Annotated in this window: 18 protein-coding genes and 1 pseudogene; 10 read left to right on the forward strand and 9 right to left on the reverse strand. The window is 64.3% G+C overall.

Annotation, left to right across the window (positions count from 1 at the left end; all coding sequences use genetic code 11):
• Positions 1-150: 150 nt before the first annotated feature.
• Complete coding sequence (locus tag EJ074_RS22675; RefSeq protein WP_095806345.1) at positions 151-1,125, reverse strand: adenosine deaminase; 975 nt, start codon at positions 1,123-1,125, stop codon at positions 151-153.
• A gap of 168 nt (positions 1,126-1,293) precedes the next feature.
• On the opposite strand from EJ074_RS22675, the gene ubiE reads away from it, so the two are divergent.
• The 5 genes from ubiE (at position 1,294) to coaBC (ending at position 5,670) form a co-directional block, all read left to right on the forward strand.
• Positions 1,294-2,070, forward strand: a complete 777-nt coding sequence (ubiE, locus tag EJ074_RS22680) for a bifunctional demethylmenaquinone methyltransferase/2-methoxy-6-polyprenyl-1,4-benzoquinol methylase UbiE (RefSeq protein WP_095806344.1) — start codon at positions 1,294-1,296, stop codon at positions 2,068-2,070.
• Positions 2,071-2,101: 31 nt separating this feature from the next.
• Positions 2,102-3,676 carry a 2-polyprenylphenol 6-hydroxylase gene (ubiB, locus tag EJ074_RS22685; protein ID WP_095806343.1) on the forward strand — a complete coding sequence of 525 codons (1,575 nt, stop codon included), beginning with the start codon at positions 2,102-2,104 and terminating at the stop codon, positions 3,674-3,676.
• A 74-nt stretch (positions 3,677-3,750) separates the two neighbouring features.
• A complete protein-coding gene (locus tag EJ074_RS22690; protein WP_095806488.1) occupies positions 3,751-4,011 on the forward strand; it encodes a hypothetical protein in 261 nt (86 codons plus the stop codon).
• On the forward strand, positions 4,008-4,415 hold the full coding sequence (locus tag EJ074_RS22695) for a type II toxin-antitoxin system VapC family toxin (protein WP_095806342.1): 408 nt from the start codon (positions 4,008-4,010) through the stop codon (positions 4,413-4,415). Before EJ074_RS22690 ends, EJ074_RS22695 begins: the two co-directional genes overlap by 4 nt.
• Before the next feature lie 22 nt (positions 4,416-4,437).
• The gene (coaBC, locus tag EJ074_RS22700; RefSeq protein ID WP_095806487.1) at positions 4,438-5,670 is read left to right on the forward strand and encodes a bifunctional phosphopantothenoylcysteine decarboxylase/phosphopantothenate--cysteine ligase CoaBC; all 1,233 of its coding nucleotides are present in this window, start codon (positions 4,438-4,440) and stop codon (positions 5,668-5,670) included.
• On the opposite strand, the pseudogene EJ074_RS22705 reads toward coaBC, so the two are convergent.
• The 6 genes and pseudogenes from EJ074_RS22705 to EJ074_RS22730 form a co-directional block, all read right to left on the reverse strand.
• Positions 5,667-7,113: pseudogene (locus EJ074_RS22705) on the reverse strand (MFS transporter). The gene coaBC and the pseudogene EJ074_RS22705 sit on opposite strands and share 4 nt — an antisense overlap.
• 172 nt (positions 7,114-7,285) lie before the next feature.
• Positions 7,286-7,768: a DUF992 domain-containing protein gene (locus tag EJ074_RS22710; protein ID WP_165350108.1), complete on the reverse strand. Its 483-nt coding sequence runs from the start codon at positions 7,766-7,768 to the stop codon at positions 7,286-7,288.
• A 93-nt stretch (positions 7,769-7,861) separates the two neighbouring features.
• Positions 7,862-8,335 (reverse strand): DUF992 domain-containing protein, encoded by a 474-nt coding sequence (locus EJ074_RS22715; protein WP_095806340.1) that lies wholly within the window; start codon positions 8,333-8,335, stop codon positions 7,862-7,864.
• A gap of 189 nt (positions 8,336-8,524) precedes the next feature.
• On the reverse strand, positions 8,525-9,376 hold the full coding sequence (locus EJ074_RS22720) for a tetratricopeptide repeat protein (RefSeq protein WP_095806339.1): 852 nt from the start codon (positions 9,374-9,376) through the stop codon (positions 8,525-8,527).
• A 137-nt stretch (positions 9,377-9,513) separates the two neighbouring features.
• Entirely contained in the window at positions 9,514-9,777 is a 264-nt protein-coding gene (gene rpsU / locus EJ074_RS22725; RefSeq protein WP_040969057.1) for a 30S ribosomal protein S21, read from the reverse strand.
• Positions 9,778-10,051: 274 nt separating this feature from the next.
• Positions 10,052-10,438 (reverse strand): SET domain-containing protein-lysine N-methyltransferase, encoded by a 387-nt coding sequence (locus EJ074_RS22730; RefSeq protein ID WP_129553808.1) that lies wholly within the window; start codon positions 10,436-10,438, stop codon positions 10,052-10,054.
• A 279-nt stretch (positions 10,439-10,717) separates the two neighbouring features.
• Between EJ074_RS22730 and EJ074_RS22735 the strand changes: the two genes are divergently transcribed.
• From EJ074_RS22735 to EJ074_RS22755, 5 genes are all read left to right on the forward strand, one after another.
• On the forward strand, positions 10,718-11,971 hold the full coding sequence (locus EJ074_RS22735) for a sarcosine oxidase subunit beta (protein WP_095806337.1): 1,254 nt from the start codon (positions 10,718-10,720) through the stop codon (positions 11,969-11,971).
• A gap of 95 nt (positions 11,972-12,066) precedes the next feature.
• A complete protein-coding gene (locus EJ074_RS22740; protein WP_095806336.1) occupies positions 12,067-12,363 on the forward strand; it encodes a sarcosine oxidase subunit delta in 297 nt (98 codons plus the stop codon).
• Positions 12,360-15,368 (forward strand): sarcosine oxidase subunit alpha, encoded by a 3,009-nt coding sequence (locus EJ074_RS22745; protein WP_095806335.1) that lies wholly within the window; start codon positions 12,360-12,362, stop codon positions 15,366-15,368. Before EJ074_RS22740 ends, EJ074_RS22745 begins: the two co-directional genes overlap by 4 nt.
• Positions 15,361-15,939, forward strand: a complete 579-nt coding sequence (locus tag EJ074_RS22750) for a sarcosine oxidase subunit gamma (protein WP_095806334.1) — start codon at positions 15,361-15,363, stop codon at positions 15,937-15,939. The genes EJ074_RS22745 and EJ074_RS22750 overlap by 8 nt, the downstream gene beginning before the upstream one ends.
• 148 nt (positions 15,940-16,087) lie before the next feature.
• The gene (locus tag EJ074_RS22755; RefSeq protein WP_095806333.1) at positions 16,088-16,312 is read left to right on the forward strand and encodes a hypothetical protein; all 225 of its coding nucleotides are present in this window, start codon (positions 16,088-16,090) and stop codon (positions 16,310-16,312) included.
• A 95-nt stretch (positions 16,313-16,407) separates the two neighbouring features.
• Here EJ074_RS22755 and EJ074_RS22760 read toward each other — a convergent pair whose 3' ends face one another.
• A complete protein-coding gene (locus EJ074_RS22760) occupies positions 16,408-16,638 on the reverse strand; it encodes a DUF680 domain-containing protein (RefSeq protein ID WP_095806332.1) in 231 nt (76 codons plus the stop codon).
• A gap of 172 nt (positions 16,639-16,810) precedes the next feature.
• Positions 16,811-17,455 carry a TetR/AcrR family transcriptional regulator gene (locus EJ074_RS22765; RefSeq protein ID WP_095806331.1) on the reverse strand — a complete coding sequence of 215 codons (645 nt, stop codon included), beginning with the start codon at positions 17,453-17,455 and terminating at the stop codon, positions 16,811-16,813.
• Between the last annotated feature and the right edge of the window lie 13 nt (positions 17,456-17,468).

Genomic DNA, 17,468 nt, shown 5'->3' on the forward strand with positions numbered 1-17,468 from the left:
TGGTGAATGGTGAATAGTGAATAGTGAATAGTGAATAGTGAGGGGGTTTGCGAGTCCTGAGGGATCGACGATCGTGGTTGACAGGCGAAAAGCCGGCGAACCATCCATTCACCATTCACCATTCACCATTCACCATTCACCATTCACCATTCACCGGCCCTTCGCGTCGAGCCGGCTCAGCAGCGCCGCCTTGGTCTTGCGGTCGACGAAGGCCGCCTCGATCGCCGTTCTGGTTACAGCGGCAAGCGCCTTGTCATCCATCGCGAAATGCTCGGCGGCGAGATCGTATTCGCGTTTCAGCGAGGTCCAGAAATAGGGCGGGTCGTCGGAATTGAGGGTCACCTTGCAGCCGGCCGCGCGCAATGCCGGGAAGGGGTGCTCGGCGAAGCTTCCGAACACCTTGAGCGCGATGTTGGAGCCGGGGCAGCATTCCAGCACCACGCCCTGATCGGCGATGCGGCGGACGAGGTCGGGGTTTTCGATGGCGCGCACGCCATGGCCGATACGGGAGGGGCGGATATGGTCGAGCGCGGCGGCCACACTTTCCCAGCCCATCAGCTCGCCGGCATGGATGGTAATGCCCAGCCCTGCCTCGCGCGCAATCTCGAAGGCGCGGACATAGTCCTCGAAATCGCCGATCCGCTCGTCGCCGGCAACGCCGAAGCCTGTGACCAGCGGATGGCCGCAGCGCGCCGCGAAGCGCGCCGCCTGCTCGATTGCCTCGACGCCGACATGGCGCACGCCGGTGACGATCATGCGGCCTTCTATACCGGTCCTGGCCTTGGCCCGGACCATGCCTTCGCCAAGCGCGTCGGTATAGGCCTTGGGCGACAGGCCGGCCTTGACGGCATGATCCGGCGAGGTGAAGACCTCGGAATAAATGGCGCCGTCGCGGGCGAGGCTGGTCAGATAGTGGTCGGTCAGACGGGCGTAGTCCTCCTCGCTGCGGAACAGGTCTGAGGCAAAGTCGTAGGCCTCGAGAAAAGAGGTGAAATCGTGCCAGACGAAGGAGCCGTTCTGGATGTAGGCTGAAGGATCCTTGCCGTATTTGCGGGCTTGGGCGACGACGAGCTCGGGCGCCGCCGCCCCTTCGATGTGGCAGTGCAATTCCGCTTTCAAGACCATGCGACCGTTCCGTCCGGTATGCCGTTCCCGCTCGGATTCTGGTTGGAAAATCATGCGAGACTCTTCCCGAAACTGTCTGGAAGGCGCGGCCGAAAACCGCGCTTCCGACAATAGCGTTGCAACCATCGATCGGCTATGGTCCCGCCGGTTTTATGACGGATCACAACAATGTCAGTTGAGAGAACCACGGCCGCGGGCGGCATGGAAACCTCCTATGGTTTCAGAAAGGTGGGCGCGGGCGACAAGCAGTCGCTCGTCAACGACGTGTTCCACAAGGTGGCCAATCGATATGACCTGATGAACGATCTGATGTCCGGCGGGTTGCATCGGCTTTGGAAGGACGCGATGGTCGCGTGGCTCCATCCGCCGAAACGGTCGGGCTGGAAAGTGCTCGATGTCGCAGGCGGCACGGGCGACATCGCCTTCCGCATCGTCGAGGCGAGCGACCGCCTGGCGCATGCGACCGTGCTCGACATCAACGGCTCGATGCTCGAAGTCGGCCGCGATCGGGCGGCAAAGAAGGGTCTGTCCGACAACACCGATTTTGTCGAGGCCAATGCCGAGGCGCTGCCCTTCGGGGACAACACGTTCGACGCCTACACCATCGCGTTCGGCATCCGCAACGTGCCGCGCATCGATGTGGCGCTCGGCGAGGCGTTTCGCGTGCTGAAGCGCGGCGGGCGACTGCTGTGCCTCGAATTCTCAGAGGTCGAGATGCCGCTGCTCGACAAGGTCTACGAAGCCTGGTCGTTCAATGCGATCCCCGTGATCGGCAAGGCGGTGACCGGCGACGGCGAACCTTATTCCTACCTGGTCGAATCGATCCGCAAATTCCCCAACCAGGTGAATTTTGCTTCCATGATCACCCGCGCTGGCTTCGACCGCGTGACTTTCCGCAACTATTCGGGCGGCATCGCAGCACTTCATTCGGGCTGGAAGCTTTGAGGCGGGCAGCTTTGGCCATGAGCAGCGTTCGATGACCAGCGTCGGCGCCGCCTTTCGGCTCGCCAGGGCCGGCTGGGTGCTGGTCCGCGAGGGCGTCGTCGCGGCGCTGCCGGGCGAAGAGCTCTCCGGCATGCCGAAGCTCGGCTGGCGGCTGGCGCGGCTGCTGACCCGTCGCCGCGCGCGAGCCCACCAGCGTGGCGACCGGCTGGCGAAGGCGGTGGTCCGGCTCGGGCCGTCCTACGTCAAGCTCGGCCAGTTCCTGGCGACGAGACCGGATGTGGTCGGCAACGACATGGCGGTCGACCTGGCGCTGCTGCAAGACAAGATGCACACCTTCCCGACGGCTGCGGCGATCATGGCCGTCGAAGCCTCGCTCGGACGCGGGATCGGCGATCTCTATTCGCGCTTCGGCGAGCCGGTAGCGGCCGCCTCGATCGCCCAGGTGCACAGCGCCGAAGTCGTTCGTGACAGGGGACGGGCGCGGGTGGCCGTGAAAGTCATCCGGCCGGGTGTGCGCCGCCGCTTCTTCCATGATCTCGAGAGCTATTTCCTCGCTGCCCGTCTGCAGGAGAAATACGTTCCTTCCTCGCGCCGACTGCGCCCAGTCGAGGTCACCCAAACGCTGGCGCAGACCACCAAGATCGAGATGGACCTGCGGCTCGAGGCCGCCGCCCTGTCGGAACTCGGCGAAAACACCAAGGACGATCCGGGCTTCCGCGTGCCCGCCGTCGACTGGGAACGGACCGGCCGCGATGTGCTCACCATGGAGTGGATCGAGGGCACCAAGATGAACGATCTGGCCGGCCTTGCCGCCGCCGGCCACGACCTCAAGGCGATCGCCGCCAATCTCATCCAGTCGTTCCTCAGGCATACGCTGCGCGACGGCTTCTTCCATGCCGACATGCATCCGGGGAACCTGTTCGTCGAGGCGGACGGCACGATCGTCGCCGTCGATCTCGGCATCGCCGGTCGGCTCGGCAAGAAAGAGCGGCATTTCCTCGCCGAGATCCTCTACGGCTTCATCGTGCGCGACTACCAGCGCGTCGCCGAGGTGCATTTCGAAGCCGGCTACGTGCCGCGCCAGCACAATGTCTCGGCCTTCGCGCAGGCGATCCGGGCCATCGGCGAGCCGATCCACGGCCAGTCGGCCGAGACGATCTCGATGGCGAAGCTGCTGACGCTGCTGTTCGAGGTCACCGACCTGTTCGACATGGCGACGCGGACCGAACTGGTGCTGCTGCAAAAGACCATGGTGGTGGTCGAAGGCGTGGCCCGCACGCTCGATCCTGCCTTCAACATGTGGAAGACGTCGGAGCCCGTGGTCAGCGACTGGATCGCCAGCAATCTCGGGCCGCGCGGGATGCTGTCCGACGCGCGCGACGCCGGCAAGGCGCTGGTGGCGCTGGCGAGGCAGGCGCCGGACATCGCCGCGCGCACCGAGCGGCTGTCGCGTGAGATCGACCTGATGGCCGCCAACGGCCTGCGCTTCGATGAGGCGACCGCGCACGCCATCGGCAAGGCGGAGGCGCGCCATACCCGCTCCGGCCGGGTGGCGCTGTGGCTGATCGCGCTGACGCTGCTCTACATCGCATGGAAATTGCTCTGATTGCAATGCTAGCGGTGCTAGCATTGCAATCATCCGTCTACGCCCCTAAATTGAAGGGGCAGGGGAGCAAAGGCATGAGCACTCTTACAATCCGTAATTTGGATGACGGTGTGAAAAAGATCCTGCGCCAGCGGGCGGCGGCGCGCGGCGTCTCCATGGAACAGGAGGCCCGAGACGTTTTGCGCGAGGCGACAATCCCTCAAGCGAAACTGCAGACTGCGGGGTGGCGGTTGAAGGCGTCTCGTGACGAAATCCTGGCGCTTGGCCGAAAACCTGAACGTCCATTCGACCTCAAGACACTCACCGACCAAATGTGGGACGAGGGGCTTCTATGACAATTGCTGTCGATACGTCAGCGCTGATCGCCATTATGGGAGCGGAGCCGGACGCGGGAGAGCTTGTCGACATTTTCGGCACTTCGCCCGCTGCGCTGATAAGTGCTGCCACACTCTTCGAAGCACATTGCGTTGCGTGTCGATCCGGTGGTGCGGTCAACGCTGACGAACTCCAGGTTCTCGTGAACAGCCTCGAACTGACGGTGATCCCGTTCGACTTGGGACAGCTTGAAGTCGCACGGCTCGCTTATTCTCGATACGGCAGGGGATCTCATCATCGCGCTGCTCTGAATATGGGCGATTGTTTTGCCTATGCCTTGGCAAAGACACGAAATCTGCCTCTGCTTTTCAAGGGCGATGATTTCAACCATACCGACATCCAACCGGCGTTGAAGCTTGCGTAAAACTCGACTGGTATCAGGCATGATGACTCTTTCCGGCAAGCGCATCCTGCTCATCATCGGCGGCGGCATCGCCGCCTACAAGGCACTCGATCTGATCCGTCGTTTGCGAGAGCGTGGCGCGTCGGTCCGGGTGGTGATGACATCGGCCGCTCAGGAGTTCATCACCACGCTGTCTGCCGGCGCGCTTTCGGCCGACCATGTCTTCACCGAGTTGTTCGACCGCAATGACGAACACGATGTCGGCCATATCCGGCTGTCCCGCGAAGCCGACCTGCTGGTGGTGGCGCCGGCCACCGCCGACCTGATGGCCAAGCTCGCCAACGGCCATGCCAACGACCTCGCCTCGACCGTGCTCCTGGCCACCGACAAGAAGGTGCTGATGGCGCCGGCGATGAACCCGAAAATGTGGTCGCATCCGGCGACGCGCCGCAACCGCGCGACGCTGCAGAAGGACGGCATAATTTTCGTCGGCCCCGCCAAGGGGGAGATGGCGGAGAGCAACGAGGCCGGCGAAGGCCGCATGGCCGAGCCGTTGGAGATTGTCGCCGCGATCGAGGCCATGCTCGATGAGAAGTCGAAGCCGCTTGCGGGCCGCAGGATCATCGTCACCTCGGGGCCGACGCATGAGCCGATCGACCCGGTGCGCTACATCGCCAACCGCTCGTCCGGCAAGCAGGGCCATGCCATCGCGGCGGCGCTCGCCAGGCTCGGCGCCGATGTCCGGCTGGTCTCGGGTCCGGTCAACATCGCCGATCCGGCCGGGGTCAAGACCACGCATGTCGAAACCGCCTGCGAAATGAAGGAAGCGGTCGAGAAGCTGTTGCCGGTGGACGCGGCGGTCTTCGTCGCTGCGGTCGCCGACTGGCGCACGGCAAACGCTGCCGGCGACAAGATCAAGAAGATGGCGGGCGAGGGCCCGCCTTCGCTCAAGATGGTCGAGAATCCGGACATCCTGGCCGGGATCGGGCATCACTGCCAGCGGCCCGGTCTGGTCGTCGGCTTTGCCGCCGAGACGCAGGATCTCATCAGCAACGCCCAGGCCAAGCTGAAGAAGAAAGGCGCCGATTTCATCGTCGCCAACGACGTCTCGCATGCGAGCGGCATCGGCCCGTCCGGCGTAATGGGCGGTGACCGCAACAAGGTCCGCATCGTCTCCAGGACCGGCGTCGAGGAATGGCCGGAAATGGGCAAGGACGAAGTCGCGGCACGGCTTGCTGCGCTGATCGCCGATCGGCTGCAGACAACCGCTGTCTAACCAGCTGCCTCCTGGGGCCGCATGGCCGGCAGCGCGATCCTCACGGCAGCAATACAGCCCAAGATTCCAACTGGCACGAAGGCCAGGAAGAGCCAGCCGGCAACGCTCGCTGCCGCCTCGTGGTTGAGGCCCTCTGAAAAGCCGCTGGCGTTGGCAACAATGCCGGCAAGGGCAGCGCCCACCGCGTAGCCGATGCGCTGCATGGTCGGCACGGCGGCCGATGCTATTGCCTGCTCGCCGTCGCGGGCCGACGCGACGATGACGCGCGTGAGGAATGGCCAGCAAACGCCGAAACCGCCGCCTTGCAGCAGGGCGCAGAGCAGGATGAGCGGGATCGAGCCCGCCGGATGGTGTAGGCGAAACCGGCGAGGCCGGAAGCGATCATCAGCGCGCCGACGACGATGATTGTCCGTTCACGTTCCAGCGGCGCATTGGCGACCAGGATCGCCAGGATCGACCAGGCGATCGACTCCGCAGCGATGATATAGCCGGTGGTCAGAATCGGAATGGCGTGAAGCGTGGTCAGCAGCAGCGGCCCGTAGATCGCGAAGGTGCAGGTTGCCACGGAGAAGGCCGCAACCATGGTCATGCCGGAGCCGAGCGGCGAGCGCCACGAAAACAGCGGTGACGGGAAGAGGCGCGAACGTGGCCGGAGAGCATCGATGCGGAAGAACAGCGCCAGGCCGAAAAGGCCCAGCGCCAGCAACAGCGAGGAACGAAGCAGGGCGATGTCGATGCCGGCCGCCGCAATCAAAACCACGCTGAGGGCGAGGCAGGCGAGCGTCGCATAGGGGAAGGGCGGCGCCATGCCGCTGTCCGCCTGTGGTTTCGTTGCGACAGGGGTGTCGAGCACCATGAAGCTCGCCAGAGCCATTGCCGCGCCGCCGAAAGTGAAGACGCCGAAGGCCCAGCGCCAGGACAGGAACTCGGTCATGATCGCGCCGAGCTCGGGCCGCTGAAGGCGGCGACACCCCAGATCGCCGACATGATGCCGAAGAGCTGCGGCCAGATGTTGCGCGGGAAGAGGCGTTCGACCGAGACGAAGGCGAGCGAGACAAGCGCGCCGCCGCCAAGGCCCTCGACCAGGCGCCCGGCGAGGAACAGGGGCATGGAAGGGGCTGTGGCGCAGATCAGCGCACCCGCGGCATAGAGCAAGGCAGCGACCATCATGTTGGAGCGCAGCGCGACATAGCTCACCAGCCGGCCGGCCGCGGCACCCGCGACAATGGCCCCGAGCTCATAGATCGCCAGCGACCAGCCAACCAGCTGCACGCCCGCCAACTCGCCGACCATGGCCGGCATCACGGTCGCCACCATCGTCTCATTGGTGGCATGCAGCAGGATGCCCAGGCTGATGAAACAGAAACGCGCCAGGTCGCCGCTTGCCCATAGCGCCCGCCAGTCAACCTTGTTGCTGCCCGCCTTGCCGTTGGTTGCCGTCACGTCGATCTCCTGCCTGCCAATCGCAACCTCGTCCCTCTTCGGAAAGGCCGCCAGATCCAGTTCGGCAGGGTTTGTAGAACCTCAAGCGCAGTTGAGCTCAAGAGGCTTTTTTCACGAATGCGCCCAGCAGAGGCCGAAAGAGCAAACAGGCCTGATCGATCCCGGTCGGGAGTCAGTTCGCCGTGCTGCGCAATTGGAACTGACTGACACCGATGGCGATGTTGACGCCGGTTTGCGTCTGCACGCTCAGCGGCTGCAGCGTGAAGGCCTGTCCGGAACCGCCGGCCAGCAGGTTGGCACCGGCTCCCACCGCTGCCGTCAATTCGGCGCTGGCGCCGACATAGTCGCCGGCGAGCGCGCCCGGCGCATAGACGTTCTTCAGCGGCGCCAATACCAGCCACCTCATGATGCTCTGGCTGGTGGTGCCGATGTCGAGCCCGTATTTGTTGACGGCGCCGAAATAGGCCTCGGGCGCGAAAGTCGTGTCGGCGGGCGTGAAGGTGCAGCTCAGGTCCTTGCTCGAGCCGAAGATGAAGCCGGTGCCGCCGCCAATGGCGCAGTCGAGGACGCCGAGTTCGACGCCGCCGTTCTGTGTCCACGCCTCTCCCGCCAATGCGACCAGTGCAAGCACGGTTGCGGCAATGGTCCTCGGCATCATTCCCCCTCAACAAGATGCGGCCCAGAACAGCTACATTGTCCTGTTCCGGGCCGCTCGTATAGGGCGAAAGACGTTACCGGCCGGAATGCCTCACTTGTAGGAATGGACGAGGTCGAGCGAGGCCACCGCCACGGCCAGATTGACGCCGGTCTGCGCCTGGACGCTCAGCGGTTCCAACATGAAGGCGCCGTCCAGTCCGCCGACCAGGACATTGGCGCCGCCGCCGGTGATGACGCTCGCCTCGGCGTTGACGCCGTAATAGCTGCCGGCCAGATCGCCGGCTTCATGGTGGCGGGTCGCGGCAAGCACTGCCCAGACCAGCTGGCCCTGATGAGTCTGGCCGACATCGACGCCAAGCTTGGAAATCATTCCCGTGTAAAGCTCGGCCGGCCCGTGGTGGTAGGGGCGGAAGACGCAGGACACACCCTTGTTGGAGGTGATGACATAGCCGATGCCGCCGTCGATGGTGCAGTCCAGCGTGCCAAGCCGGAGCGTGCCGGCGCTGACTGGAGAGGCGAGGACCGTGGTGGCAAGCGCAGCGGCACAGACAATTGTCTTGATCATCGGAATGGTCCTTTCGCAGATTGGCCCCGGATCAAACGATCGAGGTGCGAGGAGCGTTCCGCCGAAACTTGGCGCCAGCAAGGCAAGGATGAAGCCATTTCCGGCCGGGGCTAACTCAGGACCAGCCCAACGGCGCCGCAATCGGCCTGGCATCGGTGCTGGAATTTGCCGTGCGGCGTCAGCCTATGGTCAGCTGGCGTCGCCGGAGGTGCGGGAAAGACCGTCCTTGGCCGGCTGGTAGTTCGGATTGAGATGGACCGCCTCGCGATAGGACTTCGCCGCCCTCGACTTGTCGCCGCGCCGCTCATAGATCAGCGCCTGGTTGGCCCAGGCCTCGGCGTTCTTGGGGTCGAGCTTGATGGCCATGTTGAAGTCGGAGAAGGCGTTGTCCTCGTCACCCGTTGCCAGATAGGAAAGACCGCGGCCGTTGTAGGGCTCTGCGGCGTCCGGCGCCAGCGAAATCGCGGTCGAAAAGTCCTCGATGGCGAATTTGTGCTGGCCCTGGCTTTGATAGATCAGGCCGCGATTGTGATAGGCGCGCGCGTCGGTGGTATCGAGCTGGATCGCCTTCTGGAAGTCGTTGAAGGCGTCCTGGACGCGGCCCGCCTTGCGGTAGAGATTACCGCGGCCGATATAGGCAGCGTCGTAGTTGGCATTGATCTGGATCGCGCGGTTGTAGTCGGCGAGCGCCGCTTCCTGGTTGCCGAGGAAGCGCTGGATGAGCGCGCGGTTGGAGTAGGCCTGATAGAAATTCGGATTGAGCTGGATGGCGCTGTCGAAGTCCTTGAGCGCCGCCTGGTACTGGCCGCCGCGGCCATAGGCGGAACCGCGCACATTGTAGCCTTCCGGATCCTGCGGATTGCGCTGGATCACCGCCGTCAGCGACGAGATGTTTTCGGTCGACCCCTGCGCCTTGTCGATGTTGTTGAACTCGCCGGTCGGGGCTGTCTGGCATGCTGCAAGCGCCAGGCCCGAAAACAGGGCCGCCGTCAGGGCGAGGCCGCGAAAGGCGGTTCTGCGCTCCACGGAAATTGCGTTCATCTCAGTCCTCACTGCCGCGGCGCCGTCAGGTCCGTTCCCCTCCGAACCGAGGTCGAATCATCAAAACAAAAAGGTGGCGGCGATTCCGCATCGCGCCACCCTCGGTATCCTTCGAAAAGGACGAAAAATTGGCGTTATCAGCGCGGCGAACGCGATGCGCCGGCAGCACCAGCCGGAGCCGGACGCGGAGTCATCGGCAGCAGGCCTTCGCGCTGCGCGCGCTTGCGGGCCAGCTTGCGGGCGCGGCGAACGGCTTCAGCCTTCTCGCGGGCGCGCTTCTCGGACGGCTTCTCGTAGTGACCGCGCATCTTCATTTCGCGGAAGATGCCTTCGCGCTGCATCTTCTTCTTCAGCGCGCGAAGCGCCTGATCAACATTGTTGTCGCGGACGAGTACCTGCACGTGCAATCCTGTCTTTCGGGTTTGAAATCAACAGGCAAACGGCCATAGCCGCTATGCCTCCGCAGTGGCATGCACCGCGAATTGTGGCGGCTGATAGCAGAATCAGGGCGTCCTGTCCACCGTTGATTGCAGGAAACCGCGATCAAAGGCCGAAGCGTTGAGGTCTGCCCGCCCGCAAGCGCGCCGCGATGGGGCGGATTCAGGCGCCGCGCTTTGGATCGTTGTCTTGATCCATGTCGTTCTCAAGGCCGCCGCACAGTTTTTGCGACAGGCATCAGGCCGTCGCGAGATGGAGGCGGGCGAAATCCTCGAAGAACTCGCCGTAGTCGCAGGTGATCTCCTCGCCGGCTGCAATGTCGCGAATGGCGGTGGCGCCGCCATATTGCGAAAAATCCGTGTTCGGCCGCTCGGAATGGTTCATGAAACGGCCGTTGTCGACTTCATAGACCATGAAGCCCGGGCGGTCGGGGCTGGGGTAGGCGTAGCGGTCGAGCAGTTCCTGGAGATGTGGGGGTGCCGCTTGGTATTTGTCGATCGGGATCAGCCGGTCGAAATCGGGATCGAGCCGCCAGATCGAGGCGCCCCTCTTGATTGGCTCGGCGGCGAAAACGCCGACGCCCTCGATCGGGCTGGACGCGACATAGGTTCTGATCAGCAGCATCGTTCCTGTCCGTTCTCGACGGGAAACGAAATCGTCAAAAACGGATCGGAATGCAAGGCCGGCCCATGACATTTTAGCTGACGTTCGACACGGATCACGTCCGATTGATCGATGCCTTTCCGGCGGAGACATTCATCGATCTCGGTTCGGCGCGTCGCAGGGCTGCGGCGCAAAACGGCAAGCGCCGTCGCAAACAGTGCAAGGCCGGCGGCGCGCTTTCGCTAGTAATGTAGCTCGTGTGCCGGGGGATGCCCGGCCGCAAATCCGCGAGGCTGGAACGTGAAGAAATATTCGGTATTCGCCATTGCCCGAGAGGCGATGCGCGGCCACAAGGGCTGGGAACAGCAATGGTCGTCGCCAGAGCCGAAGAAGGAATATGACGTCGTCATCGTCGGCGCCGGCGGCCACGGCCTGGCGACCGCCTACTACCTGGCGACCGAGCACGGCATCACCAATGTCGCGGTGCTGGAGAAGGGCTGGCTCGGCGGCGGCAACACCGGCCGCAACACCACCATCATCCGCTCGAACTATCTCTACGACGAGAGCGCCGGCATCTATGACCATGCGCTGAAGCTGTGGGACGGGCTGAGCCAGGAACTCAACTACAACGTTATGTATTCGGCGCGCGGCGTCATGATGCTGGCGCACAATGTGCATGACGTCCAGGTGTTCAAGCGCCACATCCATGCAAACCGGCTCAACGGCATCGACAATGAATGGCTGACGCCGGAGCAGGCGAAGGAATTCTGTCCGCCGCTCAACATCGCCAAGGAGGCGCGCTATCCGGTGATGGGAGCCGCCCTGCAGCGGCGCGGCGGCACGGCGCGCCATGACGCGGTCGCCTGGGGCTATGCGCGCGGCGCCTCGGCGCGCGGCGTGCACATCATCCAGAACTGCGAGGTCACCGGCATCAAGCGCGCGCCCAATGGCGCGGTCGCCGGCGTCGAGACGACGCGCGGCTTCATCGGCGCCAAGAAGGTGGGCGTGGTCGCAGCCGGCCACTCCTCGGTGATCATGAACATGGCCGGCGTGCGGATGCCGCTCGAAAGCTATCCGCTGCAGGCGCTGGTCTCGGAGCCGGTCAAGCCAGTGGTGCCGTGCGTGATCATGTCGAACACGGTGCACGCCTATATCTCGCAATCGGACAAGGGCGAACTGGTGATCGGCGCCGGCACCGACCAGTATGTCTCCTATTCGCAGACAGGCGGCCTGCACATATTGCAGCACACGCTCGACGCCATCTGCGAGATGTTCCCGATCTTCACCCGCATGAAGATGCTGCGCTCCTGGGGCGGCATCGTCGATGTGACGCCGGACCGCTCGCCGATCCTGGCGAAGACCCCGGTACAAGGCCTTTATGTCAATTGCGGCTGGGGCACAGGCGGCTTCAAGGCCACGCCTGGGTCGGGCAATGTGTTTGCCCACACCATCGCCCGGGATGAACCGCATCGGATCAATGCGCCGTTCACGCTCGAGCGCTTCCGCACCGGCCGCCTCATCGACGAGGCGGCGGCGGCGGCGGTGGCGCACTGATGACGGCCATGGCGATGCCGCAAACAGCCGACGAACAGGAAATCCGAAGCACCGGCGCTCGCGTCGGTCATGGCGAAGTGTAGGACCGACCGAAAATGCTTCTCATCCGCTGCCCCTATTGCGAGGAAGAGCGTCCGGAACTCGAGTTCCGCAATGCCGGCGAAGCGCATGTCGTGCGCTCGACCAACATCGCCGGCGAGAGCGACGACGATTTCGAGAAATTCTTCTTCATCCGCTCGAATCCGAAAGGCGTCATCTATGAGCGCTGGCGGCACATCCACGGCTGCGCGCGCTTCTTCAACGCCGTGCGCGACACCGTCACCGACAAGTTCGTCATGACCTACAAGGCCGGCGAGCCGAAGCCCGCGAAGCTGCCTGGAGCCACGAAATGAAAGCCTCGTTCCGCATCTCCGGCAGCGGGCGCCTGAGCCAGGCCAGGACCGCTTCCTTCAGCTTCGACGGCCAGTCCTATGTCGGCATCGAGGGCGACACGCTGGCGTCGGCGCTGCTTGCCAATGGCGTGCACCTGGTCGGCCGTTCCTTCAAGTACCACAGGCCGCGCGGCTTCCTGTCGGCCGGCGCGGAGGAGCCCAACGCGCTGGTGCAGATCGTGCGCGACGACGCGCGCAAGACGCCGAACGTGCGGGCGACCGTGCAGGAGCTTTATGACGGCCTCGTTGCCAATTCGCAGAACCGCTGGCCGTCGCTGGCTTTCGACATCGGGGCGGTCAACGACATCGCCTCGCCGATGTTCTCGGCCGGCTTCTACTACAAGACCTTCATGTGGCCGAAGTCGGCCTGGCTGAACTTCTACGAACCAAAGATCCGCGCGGCGGCAGGCCTTGGCATATCGCCGGACCGGCCGGACCCCGACCACTATGCCGCGCGTTACGCGCATTGCGAGGTGCTGGTGCTGGGCGGCGGCGCGGCGGGCATTGCCGCAGCGCTTGCCGCGGCCGAAACCGGCGTGCGGGTGATCCTTGCCGACGAGCAGGCCGAATTCGGCGGCAGCCTGCGTTTCGAGAGCGGCGCGAAGATCGACGGCGAGAACGGCTTTGCCTGGGCGCAGGCCGCGATCGCGAAGCTGAAGGCGATGGACAATGTCCGCGTTCTGCCGCGCACGACGGCGTTCGGCTACTACGCGCAGAACTTCGTCGGCCTGGTCGAGCGCGTCAGCGATCACATGAAGAACCCTGGACGCGAGCTTGCACGCGAGCGCTTGTGGCAGGTCCGCGCCAGGCGCGTCGTACTGGCGACGGGCGCTATCGAGCGCCACATGGTGTTCGCCAACAACGATCGGCCGGGCGTCATGCTCGCCTCGGCGGCGCGCACCTATCTCAACCATTACGGCGTCGCTGTCGGCAAGAATATCGGCGTCTATACGGCCAACGACTCCGCCTATGCCGCGGCGATCGACCTGAAGAAGGCCGGGATCAATATCGCGGCAATCGTCGACCTGCGCGACAATCCGAGTGGACCGGTGATCGACGAGGCGCGGAACCTCGGCATCGAGATCAATTTCGGCCGCGCGGTGGTCAGTGCCGGCGGCAAGCTGCGCGTGTCCTCGATGACCGTGCAGCCGAAGAACGGCGGCGGCGAGCGAACCATCGCGGTCGACGCTATCCTGATGTCGTCCGGCTGGACGCCGTCGGTGCATCTGTTCTCGCAGTCGCGCGGCAAGGTGGCCTTCAACGAGGAGACGCAGCGCTTCGTGCCGGGAACCTATGCGCAGGATTGCGTTTCGGTCGGCGCCTGCAACGGCACGGACGGCCTGTCGGCTACGGTCGATGAAGCCTATGCGGCCGGCGCCAAGGCTGCGAAGGACGCCGGCGGCAAGGATTCCAGTGTCAAGACGGGCAAGGGCACCAAGCCGAAGGTCGATGCCGGCGAAAGCTGGTCGCGCGGCATTGTCGGTGCAGCGCCCGGCGCCGGGCCGGGCACGACGGTCAAGGCCTTCGTCGATTTCCAGAACGACGTCACCGCCAAGGACATCCGTCAGGCGGTGCATGAGGGCATGCACTCGATCGAGCATGTCAAACGCTTCACCACCAACGGCATGGCGACCGACCAGGGCAAGACTTCGAACCTGCATGGTCTGGCGATCGCGGCCGAGACGCTTGGCAAGCCGATCCCGCAGGTCGGCCTGACCACCTTCCGCGCGCCTTACACGCCGGTGACCTTCGGTTCGATCGTCGGCCATGCGCGCGGGGCATTGTTCGACCCGACGCGCAAGACCGCCATCCATCCCTGGGCGGCTGCACAGGGCGCGGTGTTCGAGGATGTCGGCCAGTGGAAGCGCGCCTGGTATTTTCCGAGGGCAGGCGAAGACATGCACGCTGCCGTGGATCGCGAATGCGTCACGGTGCGCAAGGCAGCCGGGCTGTTCGATGCCTCGACGCTCGGCAAGATCGAGGTGGTCGGGCCCGATGCGGCCAAGTTCATGGAACTGCTCTACACCAATCCATGGGAGAAGCTGGAGCCGGGCCGCTGCCGGTACGGCATCATGCTGCGCGAGGACGGCTTCATCTATGACGACGGCGTCGTCGGCAGGCTGGCGCCGGACCGCTTCCATGTGACGACGACCACCGGCGGCGCGCCGCGCGTCATGCACCACATGGAAGACTACCTCCAGACGGAATTCCCGCATCTCAATGTCTGGCTGACCTCGACCACCGAACAATGGGCGGTGATTGCGGTGCAGGGGCCGAGCGCGCGGAAGATTATCGAACCCTTGGTCGAAGGCATCGACATGTCGGACGAGGCGTTGCCGCATATGTCGGTGCGCGAGGGCAAGATCTGCGGCGTGCCGACCAGGCTGTTCCGCATGTCCTTCACCGGCGAGCGCGGCTTCGAAGTCAACGTGCCGGCCGATTATGGCCAGGCGGTCTGGGAAGCGCTGTGGGCCGAAGGCCAGAAGCATGGCGCTTGCGCCTACGGCACCGAGACGATGCACGTGCTGCGTGCCGAAAAGGGCTACATCATTGTCGGACAGGACACGGACGGCACGGTGACGCCGAACGATGCCGGGCTCGACTGGGCGGTCGGCAAGAAGAAGACCGACTTCGTCGGCATCCGCGGATTGACCCGGTCTGACCTGGTCGCCAAGGGCCGCAAGCAGCTGGTCGGGCTCAAGACCAAGGACCCGAAGGTCGTCCTGGAAGAGGGCGCGCAGATCGTCGAGGATCCGAAGCAGGCGATCCCGATGAAGATGATCGGCCACGTCACCTCCAGTTACTGGTCGGAAAATTGCGGGCGCTCGATCGCACTGGCGCTGGTCGCCGGCGGCCGCGACCGCATGGGCCAGACACTCTACGTGCCGATGCCGAACGGCGTGATCGAGGTGGAGGTCACCGGCATGGTGTTCATCGACGAGAAGGGAGAGCGCCTCAATGGCTAAGGCTGTCGCGAACAAGGCCGTGGCCGCGGCCTCTGCCGACCGGCGTCCCGCGCTTGCCGGGAGCGCCGTCTCGGCAACCGGCGTCAAGGTCGAGATGCTGCCGCCGGCCGAGCGTATTTCGCTGCGCGCTCCGGAGCTGTCGGTCGCCGCGCTGTCCAAGGCGCTCGGCCTGACGCTGCCGACCAGCCCGAAGGCTTCGGCTGCGAAGCAAGGGCGCACCGCGCTGTGGCTCGGGCCGGACGAATGGCTGATCATCGACGAGGCCGGCAACGATCCGCTGGCCGACTGCGCCAAGGTCTCGGCCCTGCATTCAGCCGTCGGCATCTCGCATCGCAATGTCGCGATCTCGGTCACCGGGCCGGCGGCGGCCGTGACGGTCAGCTCCGGTTGCCCGCAGGACCTGTCGCTCGACGCGTTTCCGGTCGGAGCTGCCTCACGCACCATCCTCGGCAAATCCGAGATCGTTCTCCTGCGCACCGCCGCGGATGCCTTCCGGGTGGAATGCTGGCGTTCCTTCTCGGACTATGTCTTTACTTTGCTGGCCGAAGCGGCAAGCGACGCGGCGAACTGATCTTCTCGGCCGCCGCGGCCCGCAAGAGATTGCGGGCGTTGCCGGAACCATCGGCGGCGCGGCCCGTTGCTGCGACTCGCAAGAGCGGTTCAGCTTACAGAATCGCTGACCCGCTCCAAGTTCCTGGAATCGCTCTAGGGAGAAGCCGATGCCGTCCAAACCCGCGCCGAGGTCACCCAAGAAGACGCAGGCGGTGCGTTCGCTAGAGCAAGATCGGCAGCATGAGCTCGAGGAAGAGGAGCTCGAGGAAGGCCTTGAGGATACGTTCCCGGCCAGTGATCCGGTGTCGATCACCAGCACGGCCATTCCCGGCGCTCCCGCCAAGCCCGGCAGCGCCAATACGGTGCAAGGCAGGAAACCGCGGAAGAAATAGCGCCATCGCTGCAGGCGATTTGGCTAAGGCAAACGAAAACGGGCGGCCTGGAGCCGCCCGTTGCTTTGCCAATTTCCGACACTCAGATTCTCAGATTAGAGGCCGGGCACGAACCAGGGGTCAACGTCGATGCCGAGCCGCGGGCCACTGGTTGGCTGGGTCTTGGCGGCGTCAGCCTTCTCGACCGAACCGGTAGCCGTGCAATCGAGCTTGACGCTGGTCTGAGCACAGGAAGCGGGCGCGTGCTTTGCCGGCTGGTTCGCGCCAGCGAAAGCGGCGCCCGAGAAAGCCAGCACGGCAGCAAGCGCAAGGATCGCCTTCTTCATTGTCCATCTCCGATGGTTGGGTTCGTACATGTACGATGCAATGTACAAATACGGCGCGCCAAGGCGAAGTTCAAGGGCAATCATGTACATGTACGACAAATTTTATTGAACGTAGCAATTGGCTGCCCCGTCGCGAGGATCGACGCGGCGGAAAGGGGCTGAAACAGCCCGCTCAGCAGTTGACGGATGCGTCGGTGAGCGGCGCGACGTCCTGCGCCGCCAAGGAGGCCAGCGTGAAGTCGCACATCCGCTTCACATAGGCCTCGGGATCGCCGAAGGGATAGAAGGGGAATGTGATCAGGAGCGAGATGGTGCCGTGACCCACCGTCCATAGCATGGTGGCGATGGCACGCGCGTCACCCCTGAGCTTGCCGGCGGCGACGCAGGCCTCGACCCTGCTGATCAGCACCTTCATGGCGGGGTTGCCCTCTTCCATGTCTTCGTAGCCGCGGCCCTCCGGCAGCCGCGTCTTTTCGGTCATGAAGACGGTGCGGTATTCATTGGGATTGCCGAGGCCGAAGGCGGCATATTCGGTCATCACAGCCCGCAGCGCTTCCATGGGGTCGTCGGCGGTATGCTCCTCGATGCGGCGCGCCAGAGTCTCGAAGGCGTCTTCAGCGAGCGCGAACAGGATGTCCTGCTTGTCGGCGAAGTAGGAATAGACCGACATCGGCGCGTAGCCGACCCGCTTGGCAAGCTTGCGGATGGTCAAGCCTTCGTAGCCCTCTTCCTGGACGAGCTTGTGGGCGGCCTCGACCAGTTCGGAACGAAGTTCGGCTTTCTGTTTCTCCCGGCGCTTTTGAACGCTCAGCGGCAATATCGGCCTGCCT

Origin of the sequence: Mesorhizobium sp. M3A.F.Ca.ET.080.04.2.1, from assembly GCF_003952525.1 — a bacterium.
Lineage (GTDB): Bacteria > Pseudomonadota > Alphaproteobacteria > Rhizobiales > Rhizobiaceae > Mesorhizobium.